The organism is Brevundimonas vesicularis, assembly GCF_027105095.1.
In the GTDB taxonomy this organism is placed as follows: Bacteria; Pseudomonadota; Alphaproteobacteria; order Caulobacterales; family Caulobacteraceae; genus Brevundimonas; species Brevundimonas vesicularis_E.
The window spans coordinates 979,513-993,681 of sequence record NZ_CP114278.1 but is presented as its reverse complement, the minus strand read 5'-3'; the positions used below and the strand labels follow the sequence as shown (position 1 = coordinate 993,681).

Sequence of the window (14,169 nt, the reverse complement as noted above, 5' to 3'; positions counted from 1 at the left end):
TCTTTTCGACGATACGGCCCGGCATCCCCTGGATTGGGAATGCGATCTCAACGGCGGTCCACGCATCTTCCGTCATTCATCCCGGCCCCGCCGAAGCGGACCCGTGGAAGGCGGCGCTTATGGCCAGCGAGGGCGGCGGAGTCAAGCACGGCGGGCCGTTAAGCACGATGGCATGGAACGATCCCGTCGCCCCACCCTTCCTTCGATGCAACCAAACCACGCATGAGGACAAGGAGGAGTGGAATGCAGCCCGAACCCAACAGCTTTCAGACCGGCCTGTCCGACAAGGCCATGGAAACACTCAAGAAGCAGCTGGTCGATCTGGTCGAGCCTTTGAGCGACCACCAACTCCTCGATCTCGCCGACGGCATCCACGAGATGCTGCGCCGGCGCCGCATGGTCCGCCAGCACCATGCCGAGCGCATGAACGCGCGCACCCGGCACGGCGTGGATTTTCGCATCTAGTCCTTCGCAGACTGCGCTTCCGAAATGAACATGGCGCGGCCTTCGCGGGTCGCGACCTTGCCCAGGCCCGGGAACGGGAAGTGATAGGCGTAGATGTGGGCGCCGGAGTTGCGCAGCGCCGTCACCTCGTCCAGCCGCGCCTTCAGGCCTGCCGCCTGATCGTCGTCATAGCCGATCTTCCAGTCTGGATGTTCGACCGACAGAATCCAGTGATGCATCAGGTCGCCGGTGTAGAGCAGCTGGTTCTGGCCGTTGGCGATCAGATAGGCGACGTGCCCCGGCGTATGGCCGGCCGTGTCCTGGGACTGGACGCCCGGCGCGACCTCGCCGCCTGGCTCGAAAGCCTGGACCTTGGGCGTGATGATCCGCACCAGATCGGCCAGCTCGGGATTGGCGCGGATGGACGCCCATTCCGCCTGCGACATCCGGACCGCCGCATTGGGGAAGGCTAGGCCGCCATTTCGGATCAGGCCGCCGACATGGTCCGGGTGGCCGTGCGAGATTAGCACGTCGGTGATCGAGGCCGGGTCGACGCCCGCCTTTTGCAGGCTGTCCATCAACTGGCCCTTGCCCTCGCCCAGGCCCGTGTCGAACAGCATCGTGCGGACGCCGTTCCTGAGCAGCAGCGGATGGATTTCCAGCATGATCGGATCGGCCGGCTGTCCGGCGGCGGTGAGCGGCGCGGCGACCGCCTGCGGCGTCAGGCCGACACCGAAGGTCTGGTTGTCGTTCTTGACCGGGTTCTCGCCGTCGAACAGGGCGATGGCGTCCAGCGCGCCGATCTTGAAGCGATAGACCGGCTTCTCGGCCGGCGCGGCGACGGTCTGGGTAGGGTTCGGCGGCGCGGAATCGCCGGGCTTCTGCGGGTTCGCGTTGGGGTTACAGGCCGCCAGCATCAGAGCCGCGAAAGCTGCCCCCGTCATCATCATCCGCATCGCTTCGATCTCCGTTTGCGATGACGCAATCGAAAACGCCCGCCGGAGGTTCCGGCGGGCGTCGTCATCTCTCGATCTCTGGGCTGAACCGGCCCTATTTGGCGGCGGCGTAGAGTTCGTTGACCTTATTCCAGTTCACCACCGTCCAGAACGACTTCAGATAGTCGGCGCGGCGGTTCTGGTATTTCAGATAGTAGGCGTGCTCCCACACGTCGGCGCCCAGAATGACCTCGCCGCGCTCGTCCACGACGTCCATCAGCGGATTGTCCTGGTTCGGGGTCGAGGTGATCTTCAGCTTGCCGTTCTGCACGATCAGCCAGGCCCAGCCCGAACCGAACTGCGCGGCGCCGGCGGCGTTGAAGTCTTCCTTGAACTTGTCCATGCCGCCCAGATCGGCGTCGATGGCGGCCTCCAGCTCGGCCGAGGGCTCACCCGCCTGATCGGCTGGGGCCAGCAGCTCCCAGAACAGGCTGTGGTTCCAGTGACCGCCACCGTTGTTACGCACGGCCTTGGGTGCGGTGGAGATGCTGGTGAAGATCTCTTCCAGCGACTTGCCCTGCAGGCTCTCGTCGGCGTCGACGGCCTTGTTCAGATTGTCGACATAGGTCTGGTGGTGCTTGTCGTGGTGGAAGGTCATCGTCTCCTTGTCGATGGCCGGCTCCAGCGCGTCATAGGCGTAGGGCAGCGGGGGCAGGGTGAAGGCCATGGGAGGTTCCTCTCGCGACAAGTTTCCGATGCGCCTCATCTAGGCGCCCGTTCATGAAACCCAAGCGACAGCGCCTGGATTTGTTCCGACTTATCGACCCGTAACGGTCAAGCTGGCAAGTTCGCCTTCAGGCAATCGCGAACGGCCCGCTTCACATCGCCCGGCGCATTGGGTTCATCCACGCCCTCGGCCGCGAAGACGGCGCGCACCGCAGCGTCCAGCCCCTTCGGCAGGGCCTCGATCACCCGCTTCTGACCCTTGGCGTGCAGGCAATAGCCCACCTCGCGGCAAAGGGCGGAAAACATCGGTTCATAGGGATCAGGAGCGCTCATGCCGGCCCTGTAGCATCGCTGACCGCTCAGGTCTTCAAGCGTTCGGCGTGGAAGGCGATGTGGTCGGCGATGAAGCTGGCCATGAAGAAGTAGGAGTGGTCGTAGCCCGGCTGCATTCGGATCGTGACCTTCTGGCCGGCGGCGTCGGCGGCGGCTTGGATAAATTCCGGCTTCAGCTGGTCGGTCAGGAAGGTGTCGGCGTCCCCTTGGTCGATCAGGATGTCGTCATAGACGCCGCGCGCCGCGCCGGCTGCCATCAGCTTTGCAGCGTCGTGACGGTCCCAGGCGGCGCGGTCTTCACCCAGGTAAGCGGTGAAGGCCTTTTCGCCCCAGGCGCATCGTGTGGGCGAGCAGATCGGCGCGAAGGCGGAGACCGAACGGAACAGGTCGGGGTGGTTCAACGCCAGGGTCAGGGCGCCGTGGCCGCCCATCGAATGGCCGCTGATCGACCGGACGCCCGTGGTCGCAAACTCGGCGTCGATCAGGGCGATCAGTTCCTCGGTGACATAGGTCTCCATGCGGAAATGCGGCGCCCAGGGCGCCTCCGTCGCATCCACATAGAAGCCGGCGCCCTGACCCAGGTCATAGGCCGGATCGTCGGCGACGTCTTCTCCGCGCGGCGAGGTGTCGGGCGCCACGATGATGACGCCGTGTTCGGCCGCCGCCTGATAGGCCCCCGCCTTGGTGGTGAAGTTATCCTCGGTGCAGGTCAGGCCCGACAACCAGATCAGCACCGGGAAAGGCCCCTCTCCCGCCGGCGTGAAGACCGACAGCGTCATCGGCGTGCCGGTCGCTGTGCTGTCGTGCTTCAGATAGCGCAAGGTTCCGCCGTGGACGGCGTGGGTCTTGGTGGTCTGCAAGGTCATGCTAGATTTCCTGCGAGCTTAGGAGACGAACGTCCATGTCCCTGACCGCGTGCAGCTTCCGAGCAAGCTTGGCATCCGCGGTGACGAGAGGCAGACCTCGCCGCCGCGCCATCACGGCATAAAGGCAGTCGGTCATCGAATGATTGAGATCACAAGCAAGATCGAAGGCTTCAGAGATCAGTTCTCGATGATCGGCCAAATCAACGACTTGCGGGATGACGGACAGGTTCTCCGTCGCGGACGAAGCCTCCAGTTCGCCACGAACCACGTAGCGGCGAAAGACATTGGCCGCTTCGATCAACATCAGGTCCGGAGCAACGGGAGACGCGTGGATTGACGGGCCTCGATCGCGTCGTCAGCCAGTGGATCGTCGATGAACCATTTGACGACAACGCTGGCGTCGAAAACCGCACTCACCGATCGCGATCTTCGCGGATCAGGGCCGTGGAATCGAGAGACGAGCCTCGCGTCTGCTCGCGGGATCGTCGAGACGCGGCTTCAAAGCGGGCCTCGACATCCATCGCCTCACGCACGGCCATGTCCCTGAACTTCTGCTCGAGGGAGATGTTCTGAGCCTTCGCCATCACCTTGAGGCGGGCGACGACGCCATCATCCAGATCGCGGACAAGAACTTGAGCCATGCGTCATGATAGCACAGCGCTAGCATGACGACAACGCTTCAACCCGCCCGATGCATGGCGCAGATCTTGTTGCCCGACGGATCGCGCAGATAGGCCAGGATCATGGGGCCGAAGGGGCCCTTGCGTTCGCCGGGCGGATCCTCGATGGCGCGACCGCCGGCCGCGACGCCGGCGTCGTGGAAAGCCTGGACCATCTCGGCCGTCTTGGCGTGAAAGCCGATGGTGCCGCCGTTGGCGTGGCAGGCCGGCTCGCCGTCGATGGGCGCGCCGATCGCAAAGGCGCCCATGCGGGTGCGCCACCAGTAGCGGCCCTTGGGGTCCGGCCCCTGGCCCGGCTCGACGCCGAGCGCGCCCAGCGCGGCGTCATAGAACCGGCGCGACGCCTCGATGTCGTTGGCGCCGACGGTGACGTGGGTGAACATGGCGAGCCCTCCTGATCTATGGTCGACAGACGATAGCCATGACCGTCTCTTTTGGCAACGAACCCGTCACCACGGAACGGGCCGGCCGTCGCGGTCCAGATAACGCAGCCCTGGCTGTCCCTTTTGAGCCAGGATCATCTCGACCAGTTTGGGGATGCTGTCCTCGATCGTATGGGGCGCGTCCGGCCCGCCCAGATCGGTGCGAATCCAGCCCGGCGCCAGCAACAACAGCGCGCGGGGGTCATCGGTGTGACGCGCGGCATAGCCGCGCATCAGCATATTCAAGGCCGCCTTGGAGGCGCGATAGGCGTCGACGCCGCCGCCGTTGTTGTTGGCGATGCTGCCCTGGCCCGACGACATGACGCCGATCACGCCGCTTGGCGCGACACGGTCGCCCAGCGCCTCCACCACCTGAAGCGGCGCCCAGGCGTTCGTAGCCATCAGCCGGGTGAAGTCATCCAGCGGCGTATCGGCGATGGAAGCCGGCGCATCGGCCACGCCCGCATTGATAAACAGACAATCGAAGCGTCGATCCGACAGCCTCTCTGCAAGCGCCCGGACCTGCTCGCCATCCGTGATGTCCAGCATCTCGATCTCTAGCGTCGGATGGTCCGACGCCAGGGCGTGCAGGGGCGACACGGCGGATCGGGCGGTGGCGACGACCGACCAGTCCCTCTCCAGAAAGGCCTCGGCCAAGGCCAGGCCCAGGCCTCGCGACGCCCCGATCAGCAGGATGGAGCCAGGGGCCCGTGCGGCCATGATCAGAACACCACGACCGAGCGGATGCTCTTGCCTTCGTGCATCAGGTCGAAGGCCTTGTTGATGTCGTCCAGGGCGAAGGCGTGGGTGATCATCGGGTCGATCTCGATCTTGCCGTCCATATACCAGTCGACGATCTTGGGCGTGTCGGTGCGGCCGCGCGCACCGCCGAAGGCCGAACCGCGCCAGATGCGGCCGGTCACCAACTGGAACGGGCGGGTGGCGATCTCCTTGCCGGATTCGGCGACGCCGATGACGACGCTCTCGCCCCAGCCGCGGTGGCAGGCCTCAAGCGCCTGGCGCATGACGACCGTGTTGCCGGTGCAGTCGAAGGTGTAGTCCGCCCCGCCATCGGTCAGCTGGACCAGATGGGCCACCACGTCCGGCACATCCTTAGGATTGACGAAATGGGTCATGCCGAAGCGACGGCCCCATTCTTCCTTGTCGCCGTTGATATCCACGCCGACGATCATGTCGGCCCCGACCATCTTCAGCCCCTGGATGACGTTCAGGCCGATGCCGCCCAGGCCGAAGACGACGCAGTTTGCGCCGGGCTCGACCTTGGCCGTGTTGACCACGGCCCCGACGCCGGTGGTCACGCCGCAGCCGACGTAGCAGGCCTTGTCGAAGGGCGCGTCCTTGCGAATCTTGGCCACCGCGATCTCGGGCAGCACGGTATAGTTCGAGAAGGTGGAGCAGCCCATATAGTGGGCGATGGCCTGACCCTTGTAGCTGAAGCGGCTGGTGCCGTCGGGCATGACGCCCTTGCCCTGGGTGCCGCGAATGGCGGTGCACAGATTGGTCTTGCGGCTCAGGCACGACTTACACTGGCGGCATTCCGGCGTGTACAGCGGAATGACGTGATCGCCGACCGCGACCGAGGTCACGCCCGGCCCCACCTCGACCACCACGCCCGCGCCCTCGTGCCCCAGGATCGAGGGGAAGACGCCCTCGGAGTCCAGGCCGTCCAGCGTGTAGGCGTCGGTGTGGCAGATGCCGGTGGCCTTGATCTCGATCAGCACCTCGCCGGCGCGCGGCCCCTCCAGATCGACCTCGACAATCTCCAACGGACGTTTGGCCTCGAAGGCGACGGCGGCGCGGGTTTTCATGGCGGGGCTCCTGAACGATTCCCTCCTCTTCTAGGGCAGGCGCAGGATGGTATGAAGCCGTCATGTCACACACAAACCTCGTCGTCCTGACCGGAGCCGGCATATCGGCCGAGAGCGGCGTGCCGACCTTTCGGGCGTCGGACGGGCTGTGGTGCGGGCATCGGGTCGAGGATGTAGCGACGCCCGAGGGCTATGCCGCCGATCCAGCGCTGGTGCAGGACTTCTACAATCAGCGGCGGCGGCGGCAGTTGGCCGACACCCAACCCAACGCGGCGCACTGGGCGTTGGCGGCGTTGGCGAGGCGGTGACGGGGCGACTTCCTGCTGGTGACGCAGAACGTCGATGATCTGCACGACCGGGCGCACGAAGAGACGCCGCCAGCCGCCGGTTTCGAGCTGATCCATATGCACGGCGAACTGCTGAAAGGCCGCTGCACCCGGTCGGGCGTGGTGATGGACTGGGCCGGGGACATGGCGGCGGATGAGGCCTCGCCGCATCACCCCGAGGGCGTCATGCGGCCGCACATCGTCTGGTTCGGGGAGATGCCGCTTCAGATGGAGCGGATCGAGCGGGCGCTGGAGGCCTGCCACCTGTTCGTGTCCATCGGCACGTCCGGCGCGGTCTATCCGGCGGCGGGGTTCGTGCAGGCGGCGCGATATGCCGGAGCGCGGACGGTGGAGATCAATCTGGAGCCTACGTCGGGGGCGCCTGTTTGACGAAGGCGTTTACGGGCCGGCGACGCAGGCCGTGCCGGCCTTCTTCGACACGCTGTAGAGACGAAAACGGCGGCCGCTGCGAAGGCGGCCGCCGTTCCGGTGTTCGAGGTCGAAAGCGGCTTAGGCCAGGACGACGATGGTCACGCGGCGGTTCTGCGAACGGCCCTCGGGCGTGTCGTTCGAGGCCACCGGCTGTTCCTGGCCATAGGAGATGGTGGCCATGCGGTTCAGGGCGACGCCCTGGCGGTTCAGGAAGCGACGCACGGCCTCGGCGCGTTGCTCGCCCAGCTGGTCGTTATGCTCGGGCGTGCCGGTCGAGTCGGTGTAGCCCTGGATTTCCAGATAGACGTTCTTGTTCTCGCCCTGCAGACGCTGGGCGAACTGGGCCAAGCGCTGCTCGGCCTCGGGCGACAGGGCCGCCGCGTCGGTGGGGAATTTTACGGAATCGTCCGATAGCACGACCTGATAGAGGAACTTGCCCTCGGCCAGTTTGTGCGCGTCGTTGGCGCGTTGCAGGGCCTGGCCTGCGGTGCCTTCGACGGTAGTCACGCGGTTGTCGACGACTTCGACCTGATCACGCACGAAACGATGGCTGGCGCAGCCGCTGGCCGCAAAGCCGAGGGCGATGAGGGCGCCGCCGACGACCGCCGTCCTGAGTTTCGATCTGCTCAAGTTCTGTCTCCTTCTTGCCGGGAGCGCCACACCCAGTTCATGCGCAAGATGAAAATGGCGTATGAGACAAGGCGGAGTAATGACGCGCTTTGGGCGGCATCATGTCAGCTTGACCATAAGCAGATCGAATATTCGCGTTATTCTTGCATGAGGATGGAACCATCGCCTCAGTGAAGACGTTGCGCCGCCGACGGCCGATGCCGGAGGGCGGACACTCTCATCTATCGCCGCTCTGCGCCGTCGCGCGGTTGTATTCACGACGACGCCACTTTCCTGACGCGACCGAATGTTTTCAACGGAGCCTGGCGGTTTTTACAGGCGTTTTGTCCCGATGACCATGCGGCGGCGTGTTCAACTCCCATCACGGATAGGCGATTGAGCGCGGCGCGCACACGGCGCTGGGCGCTGGCGGCGACGCCGATCCTGGCCGCGCATCTGGGGCTGGCGCTGCTGATGCACGCCCGCGCGGAGCCGATGGTCGAGGCGCCGCAGACGCCGCCGATGATGGTCGAACTGGTCGAGCCGCCCCCGCCGCCTCCCCCGCCCGCGCGCGTGATCGCGCCTGCCCCCTCGCCCAAGCCCGACGCGCCGGCCGCCGCCGCCCAGGCGGCTGCGCCGCCCAAGCCCGCGCCCCAGCGGCGACCGCCGGCCGTGGCGGCGGCGCGACCGCGACTGGTGGTGAGCAAACGCCCGCCGGACGTCGAACCCCTGCCGGCCGCGCCCGCGCCGCCGGGTCCGCCCCTGCCCCTGCTGGGCGCGGCCCAGATCGCCGGCACCATGACGGTCGGCGCAGGTTCGGGCGGCGGCGGCGGAACAGGCGTCGGCGGATCGGGCGGTTCGGGAGGGACCGGCGCGGGTTCAGGCTCGGGCGGCGGGTCGTGCGACATGGTGCGCTGGGTCCAGGACGCGGTGCGCGACGACCAGGCCGTGCGCCGCGCCGTCATCGCCGCATCCCAGGACATGGATGCGAACGGCCGCGCCATCCTGGTCTGGAACGGCGACTGGCTGCAAAGCCGCAACCAGGCGGGCAAGGGTCTGGCGGGCGTGCGCCAGGCCATCGCCCTGGAAGTCGCCTTCGCCCCGGCCGAGTGCAAAAGCCAGCGCATGACGGGCCTCGCGGTCCTGAAGCTGGAAGACCGCCCCGGCGGCGCGCAACTGGCTCTGGGCAAGGGCAGCTGGCGCTGGTCGGACCTGCTGGGCGCAGGCTGATGCGCCAACGTCCATTCAGACGGTCGCATCGGAAAAACACCGTCTAATTCGTCTAATTCGTCTGATCTCGCGCCTCCTCGACCGTGCGATGCATCCGCTGCGGGCGAACAGAGCCAGGATCGCACGGTCGGAGGGCGTGGACAGGAAGATGACGCTGACGCGAGGCAAAGGATTGAAATGTCTGCGATCGTGTCTCGCAGATCGGCTGGCTAGCCTCTCGGGCCGAACAGGATGAGCCCGGCGCCAGCCAAAGCGGCGAGCGGCCCAGCTTCAGCCAGGCCCAGAAGGCGAAACAGCCGCCGATCTCCGCCAGGGCCGCCAGCGGATAGATCAGGATAGGTTTCATGCGCGGGCGCCATACCAGTGGGCGGCCAAGTCGAGCCACTGCGGATTTGCGGCTTCGATCAACGCCAGTTTCCAGGACCGCCGCCACTTCTTCAGCGCCTTTTCGCGAAGGATCGCCTCGATCATGCTCTCATGCTGCTCGTACCAGACCAGGGTCTTGCAACCATGTTCTGAAGCGAACCCCGGCGTGGCGCCAGTGCGATGCTGCCATGCCCGCTGCATCAGATCGCTGGTGACGCCAGTATAGATCGTGCCGTTGCGAAAGTTCGCCATGATGTACACGGCGATGACGGCGTCCGCTCTCATGTACAGAACCTGAGCATGCGGGCTGAAGCTGCACAATAGACGTCACTCCGGGGCTGCGCAGCGGAACCCGGAGCCCAGAGCGGTCCCCCGCTCGATGATGCGGTCCTGGGTTCCGGGTTCTTCGCTACGCGAAGCCCCGGAATGACGACTATTTTTCCTTGGCCGCGCGTTCGGCCGCCAGCTTGGCCAGGACCCGGCCGCGGCCGCGCGACAGGGCGTGGATGGCGCCGCGCATGGTGGCGACCTCTTGCTCCGAAAAGGCGGCGCGGCCCAGCATGACGCGCAGGTTCTGGCTCATCGAGCGCTTCTTCTCGGGCGGGTAGAAGAAGCCGCCGTTTTCCAGCTCTTCCTCCAGATGCTCGTACATGCCGACCAGCAGCTCGTTCGACGCCGGCGGTTCGCTGTCGCGAAAGCGTGGCGGTGGGGCGTCCAGGATCAGGGTGCGCCATTCATAGGCGTTGATCGCCACGGCCTGGGCCAGGTTCAGCGAGTGGTGCTTCGGGTCGATCGGAATGGTGACGATGCCGGCGCACAGGGCGATGTCGGTCGTTTCCAGCCCGGCGCGCTCGCCGCCGAACAAGAGGCCCGTCTTCAGGCCGGAGGCGGTGTCGTCATAGAGGACGCGGCTGGCCTCGCGCGGGGTGCGCACGGGCTGGCGCGTCTCGCGCGGGCGGGCGGTGGTGGCGAAGACGGTGTTCAGGTCGGCGATGGCCTCGGCGGCGCTGTCGAACACCCGCACCCCGTCCAGCACCCAGTCGGCGCCCGAGGCCGTGGCCCAGGCCCGTTCCTGGGGCCAGCCGTCGCGGGGGCTGACCAGACGCAGGTCTGACAGGCCGAAGTTGGCCATCACCCGCGCCACGGCGCCGATGTTCTCGGCCATCTGCGACTTGTCGAGGATGACGGCGGGAGGTGTCAGCTCGGACAACGCAATCAGTCCTCGCCCACCATGGCGATCCAGGGGTCGGCGGTTCCGGCCTCGACCTCGGCGACCTTGACGGCGGGCCAGCCGATGGAGGCGCTGCCGGAGGCGGTCCAGGCGGCGACGATGAAGTCGCGCAGTTCGCCGGCGCCCGCCGCCAGACGTTCATTGACGAAGGCCGCGCCGCGCGGGTCGCTGTCGCGGAAACCTCCGGCCTTCTCCAGACGATAGAAGGGGATCACCGTGCCCAGGGTCGTGGTCAGATAGGAGACGGTGCGCGCCTTGACGTCGAAACCGTCCAGTTTGGCGGCCGGCATGGCGGCCTCGACCGCGTCCAGACGGGCGACGCGGTTGGTGAACTCGCCCTCGAACACGGCGTGGGTCTGGCGCGAGTTGGTGAAGCCTGCCGGGTTCGGGAAGTCGCCCCAGCCGTTGTAGTGAATGCTGGTGTGATGCGGTTGCGAACCGTCGCCGACGTAGTGGCCCATGACGCCGATGTCGCGCAGGATCAGGGCCTCGCGGCGGATGCGGTCGGCGCGGTACCAGGCCTGACGCTCCATATTGGTCTCGCGCTTCTCGGCGGCGTTCAGCACGCGCCAATAGGCGAAGTCGCGGCCCAGCTGCTGCCAGGCGTCCATCATGGCGTAGGGCAGATAGCCGGCGTCGTTGACGTCCAGTCCGGCCTTGGTCAGGGCGGCGTCATATTCGGACTTCAGGCGCGGCAGGTCGTTGAGGCTCATGCCGCGCTGGTCGTAGACGCGGCCCTGGTCGTCCAGATCGACGAAGTGGGCGGTGTCGCGCTCGCGGTCGTGCGGCTGGCCGGCGCCTTTCCAGCGGTCGGGCTCGCGCGCCAGTTCGCCCACGTCGGCGATGGCGGCGGGGGTGCGAAGGAAGGCCGGCAGTTCGTCTGGCAAAGCCCGCATCGCCGCCACGCCGATCAGGCGGTGGCCGGTGTTGCCCCAGGCGGTGACGGTGACCGCCGGCGCGGCGACCGCGACGACCGCGACGAGGGCCAGGGCGGCGATGGCGAGACGTTTCATGGACAAACCTCAACAAGGATCACGCCCGTCTAACGCATCCTTGATCGCGCCTCCAGCGTCCAAGGGGTGGTGCGAGGCGCATCGGCGCCTAGGTTATGAAGGCTCCCCCTTCGTCTGTTTCAGGCTCCACGCTCCTGGGGAGCGATGACGTGATTGCGTCATCGCCGTCGTCGGACGGCCCTTCCAGTGGACGCCAGACCGAAAGGACATTCCCATGCGCACGCCCCGCATCGCCCTTCTTGCTTCCGTCGCCCTTCTTGCGACCGCCGCAAACGCTCACGCCCAAGAGGCATCGACGACGCCACAGACGCCGACGGCCGCGCCGATGGCCAGCTCGACCACCTTCACCGATGACGAGTTGAAGAAGTTCGACGACGCCATGGCGAAGGTGAGAGCCGTCAGCGACACGCTGAACGGCGCCCAGCCGACGCCGGAACAGCAGGCGCAGATGGCCGCCGCGGTGCAGGATTCGGGGCTGGAGGTGACGCGCTTCAACACCCTGTCCAATGCCGTCGCCGCCGATCCGGCCTTGGCCGCGCGCATTCGGGTGGTCAACGCCACGCCGCCAGCGCCCGGCACGCCAGCCGCCGCCGTGACCGATGACGAACTCAACCGCTTCGTCACCGCCATGACGCAGATTCGCGCTGTCACGGCCGAGGTGCAGAACAACCAGGCGACGCCCGAGCAGAGCGCCAAATTGACGGCGGCGGTCCAGGCGTCCGGCCTGACGACCGAGCGTTTCAACGCCATCTCGCAACTGGTCTCCGCGACGCCCTATCTTCAGGCCAAGGCGCAACTGGCCGGCGCGCGTCTGGAGAAGGGCGCCAGCCAGTAGGGATCAGGTGTCTGCGGGCTCGCGCCGGGTGTCCGGCGCGGCCGGGCCCGCCTCGTCCTCGTTCAGCAGACGGCCTTCGCGGCGGGGCTTGATGTAGGGGGCGGGCTGAGGTGTCGGCATATTGCCGCGCATAAGCTGGCGGCCCGCCTTGAACCCGCCGGTCAGCTGTAGGTCCAGTCGAGCCTCGTCGCGACGGCGCACGTCGCCGATGGTCTCGGCCGCCTCATGCTCGTCCAAGCCCAGTTCGACCAGGGCGCGCTCGCCGAACTTGAGCGCCGACTCGAATGTCTCGCGGATCTGGTAGTCAACCCCGGCCTGGATCAGGCGCATCGAATGGCCTCGGTCGAAGGCGCGGGCCATGATCCGGGTGGTCGGGAACTCGGACTTGACCAGTTCGACGATGCGGTCGGCGGCCTCGGGCTTGTCCACGCAGACCAGGACGATCTCGGCCTCCTCCGCGCCTGACGCGCGCAGGGTGTGCAGCTGGGCGCCGTCGCCGTAGTAGACCTTGAACCCGAACTGGGAGGCGGCCTGGATCATCTCCACGTCGTTCTCGATGATAGACACGTCCACGTCGCGGGCCAGCAGGGGTTGGGACACGACCTGGGCGAAGCGGCCGAAGCCGATGATCAGGACCTGGCCGCGCAGGTCCTTGGCGAAGTCGACGCCCTCGGCGCTTTCGGCGTCTTGGACCGGCTTGGGCGACAGCCGCGCGATCAACAGCGAGGTCAGGGGCGTCAGGGCCATCGACAGGATGACCACCGCCGACATCATCGCCCCGATGCGGGCGTCGAACAGGCCGGCGGCGACGGCGGCACCGTACAGGACGAAGGCGAACTCGCCGCCTTGCGCGAACAGTCCCGCACGCTCGACCGCCTCATGGTGCGAGGCCTTGAACAGGCGCGCGACGGCGTAGATGCCCACGCCCTTGACCAGCATGAAGGCCACGACCCCGCCCAGCACCAGACGCCAGTCGGCGACCACCACCGACAGGTCCAGCGACATGCCGACGCTGAGGAAGAAGAGGCCCAGCAGGATGGCGCGGAACGGCTCGACGTCGGCCTCCAGCTGGTGACGGAAGGTGGATTCCGACAGCAGGACCCCGGCCAGGAAAGCGCCCATGGCCATGGACAGGCCGCCCAGCGACATGGCCCAGGCGGCGCCGACCACGACCAGCAGGGCGGCCGCCGTCATCACCTCGCGCCCGCCGTACTGGGCCAGGAGACGGAAGACGGGATTGACCAGATATTTGCCGGCCAGCAGCACACCGCCGACCGCCGTGACTGCGAAGCCGACGGTCCGCCAAAGGGGCGGCGCCTGTTCGTTGGCCACGCCCAGCACCGAGGCCAGGACGGCGACGATGGCCAGGAGCGGCACGATGGCCAGGTCCTCGAGCAAAAGGATGGAGACTGCCCGCTGGCCCGGCCCGCCCGCGATCTCGCCGCGCTCTTCCAGCATCTGCATGATGACGGCGGTGGACGACAGGACAAAGCCCATGGCCCCGACGAAGGCGACCGGCGCTGAGAACCCGGCCAGCATGGCCGTCAGCGTCAGAATCAGGCCGCAGAACAGCACCTGAGCCGCGCCGAGGCCGAAGATTTCCTTGCGCAGCCCCCACAGACGTTTGGGCCGCATCTCCAGCCCGATAATGAACAGGAAGATGACCACGCCGAACTCCGCGACGTGCAGGATGGTCTCGGGCTCGCGGAAAAGCTTCAGGCCGTACGGACCGATAGCCAGGCCCGCCGCCAGATAGCCGAGCACCGATCCCAGGCCGATGCGCTTGAACACCGGCACGGCGAGCACGCCTGCGGCCAGCAGAGCGGCCGCCGCGCCCAGATCCAGTCCCGTCGTCGCCTCGGCCATCGCATCCCCCTGTCCGCGAACGACAA

17 protein-coding genes and 2 pseudogenes are annotated in these 14,169 nt (G+C 66.9%); 4 read left to right on the top strand and 15 right to left on the bottom strand.

Annotated elements, in window-relative coordinates:
* Nucleotides 1–243 precede the first annotated feature (243 nt).
* A complete protein-coding gene (locus O2K97_RS04895; RefSeq protein WP_205682714.1) occupies nucleotides 244–465 on the top strand; it encodes a hypothetical protein in 222 nt (73 codons plus the stop codon).
* Here O2K97_RS04895 and O2K97_RS04890 read toward each other — a convergent pair.
* From O2K97_RS04890 to O2K97_RS04850, 9 genes are all read right to left on the bottom strand, one after another.
* Nucleotides 462–1,400, bottom strand: coding sequence for an MBL fold metallo-hydrolase (locus O2K97_RS04890; RefSeq protein WP_269220681.1), 939 nt, complete (start codon nucleotides 1,398–1,400; stop codon nucleotides 462–464). The genes O2K97_RS04895 and O2K97_RS04890 overlap by 4 nt on opposite strands.
* 94 nt (nucleotides 1,401–1,494) lie before the next feature.
* Nucleotides 1,495–2,106, bottom strand: a complete 612-nt coding sequence (locus O2K97_RS04885; RefSeq protein ID WP_269220680.1) for a superoxide dismutase — start codon at nucleotides 2,104–2,106, stop codon at nucleotides 1,495–1,497.
* A gap of 107 nt (nucleotides 2,107–2,213) precedes the next feature.
* Nucleotides 2,214–2,438, bottom strand: coding sequence for a hypothetical protein (locus O2K97_RS04880; RefSeq protein WP_017504686.1), 225 nt, complete (start codon nucleotides 2,436–2,438; stop codon nucleotides 2,214–2,216).
* 26 nt (nucleotides 2,439–2,464) lie between these two features.
* Nucleotides 2,465–3,304 (bottom strand): S-formylglutathione hydrolase, encoded by an 840-nt coding sequence (fghA, locus tag O2K97_RS04875; RefSeq protein WP_269220679.1) that lies wholly within the window; start codon nucleotides 3,302–3,304, stop codon nucleotides 2,465–2,467.
* Between the two features lies 1 nt (nucleotide 3,305).
* Nucleotides 3,306–3,605, bottom strand: coding sequence for a type II toxin-antitoxin system VapC family toxin (locus O2K97_RS04870; RefSeq protein WP_269220678.1), 300 nt, complete (start codon nucleotides 3,603–3,605; stop codon nucleotides 3,306–3,308).
* A 112-nt stretch (nucleotides 3,606–3,717) separates the two neighbouring features.
* On the bottom strand, nucleotides 3,718–3,945 hold the full coding sequence (locus tag O2K97_RS04865; RefSeq protein WP_112863594.1) for a FitA-like ribbon-helix-helix domain-containing protein: 228 nt from the start codon (nucleotides 3,943–3,945) through the stop codon (nucleotides 3,718–3,720).
* A 38-nt stretch (nucleotides 3,946–3,983) separates the two neighbouring features.
* On the bottom strand, nucleotides 3,984–4,367 hold the full coding sequence (locus tag O2K97_RS04860; RefSeq protein ID WP_269220677.1) for a VOC family protein: 384 nt from the start codon (nucleotides 4,365–4,367) through the stop codon (nucleotides 3,984–3,986).
* Between the two features lie 66 nt (nucleotides 4,368–4,433).
* Complete coding sequence (locus tag O2K97_RS04855; protein WP_269220676.1) at nucleotides 4,434–5,126, bottom strand: SDR family NAD(P)-dependent oxidoreductase; 693 nt, start codon at nucleotides 5,124–5,126, stop codon at nucleotides 4,434–4,436.
* Nucleotides 5,127–5,128: 2 nt separating this feature from the next.
* Nucleotides 5,129–6,235 (bottom strand): S-(hydroxymethyl)glutathione dehydrogenase/class III alcohol dehydrogenase, encoded by a 1,107-nt coding sequence (locus O2K97_RS04850; RefSeq protein ID WP_269220675.1) that lies wholly within the window; start codon nucleotides 6,233–6,235, stop codon nucleotides 5,129–5,131.
* Between the two features lie 62 nt (nucleotides 6,236–6,297).
* On the opposite strand from O2K97_RS04850, the pseudogene O2K97_RS04845 reads away from it, so the two are divergent.
* Nucleotides 6,298–7,009 (top strand): annotated as a pseudogene (locus O2K97_RS04845) (NAD-dependent deacylase).
* Between the two features lie 62 nt (nucleotides 7,010–7,071).
* Here O2K97_RS04845 and O2K97_RS04840 read toward each other — a convergent pair.
* Entirely contained in the window at nucleotides 7,072–7,623 is a 552-nt protein-coding gene (locus tag O2K97_RS04840) for an OmpA family protein (RefSeq protein ID WP_039244254.1), read from the bottom strand.
* 375 nt (nucleotides 7,624–7,998) lie between these two features.
* On the opposite strand from O2K97_RS04840, the gene O2K97_RS04835 reads away from it, so the two are divergent.
* Nucleotides 7,999–8,832 carry a hypothetical protein gene (locus tag O2K97_RS04835; protein WP_269220674.1) on the top strand — a complete coding sequence of 278 codons (834 nt, stop codon included), beginning with the start codon at nucleotides 7,999–8,001 and terminating at the stop codon, nucleotides 8,830–8,832.
* A gap of 235 nt (nucleotides 8,833–9,067) precedes the next feature.
* Here O2K97_RS04835 and O2K97_RS04830 read toward each other — a convergent pair.
* The 4 genes and pseudogenes from O2K97_RS04830 to O2K97_RS04815 form a co-directional block, all read right to left on the bottom strand.
* Nucleotides 9,068–9,178, bottom strand: a pseudogene (locus O2K97_RS04830) (hypothetical protein); the annotation flags it as partial.
* Nucleotides 9,175–9,483 carry a GIY-YIG nuclease family protein gene (locus O2K97_RS04825; RefSeq protein WP_269220673.1) on the bottom strand — a complete coding sequence of 103 codons (309 nt, stop codon included), beginning with the start codon at nucleotides 9,481–9,483 and terminating at the stop codon, nucleotides 9,175–9,177. The gene O2K97_RS04825 and the pseudogene O2K97_RS04830, both read right to left, overlap by 4 nt.
* A 148-nt stretch (nucleotides 9,484–9,631) precedes the next feature.
* A complete protein-coding gene (locus tag O2K97_RS04820; RefSeq protein WP_269220672.1) occupies nucleotides 9,632–10,408 on the bottom strand; it encodes an RNA methyltransferase in 777 nt (258 codons plus the stop codon).
* Nucleotides 10,409–10,413: 5 nt separating this feature from the next.
* On the bottom strand, nucleotides 10,414–11,442 hold the full coding sequence (locus O2K97_RS04815; protein ID WP_269220671.1) for a S1/P1 Nuclease: 1,029 nt from the start codon (nucleotides 11,440–11,442) through the stop codon (nucleotides 10,414–10,416).
* A gap of 214 nt (nucleotides 11,443–11,656) precedes the next feature.
* Here O2K97_RS04815 and O2K97_RS04810 point away from each other — a divergent pair, with 214 nt between their 5' ends.
* The gene (locus O2K97_RS04810) at nucleotides 11,657–12,277 is read left to right on the top strand and encodes a DUF4168 domain-containing protein (RefSeq protein ID WP_269220670.1); all 621 of its coding nucleotides are present in this window, start codon (nucleotides 11,657–11,659) and stop codon (nucleotides 12,275–12,277) included.
* A 3-nt stretch (nucleotides 12,278–12,280) separates the two neighbouring features.
* Here the strand turns inward: O2K97_RS04810 and O2K97_RS04805 are convergent, their stop codons facing one another.
* Nucleotides 12,281–14,143 (bottom strand): monovalent cation:proton antiporter-2 (CPA2) family protein, encoded by a 1,863-nt coding sequence (locus tag O2K97_RS04805; protein ID WP_269220669.1) that lies wholly within the window; start codon nucleotides 14,141–14,143, stop codon nucleotides 12,281–12,283.
* Between the last annotated feature and the right edge of the window lie 26 nt (nucleotides 14,144–14,169).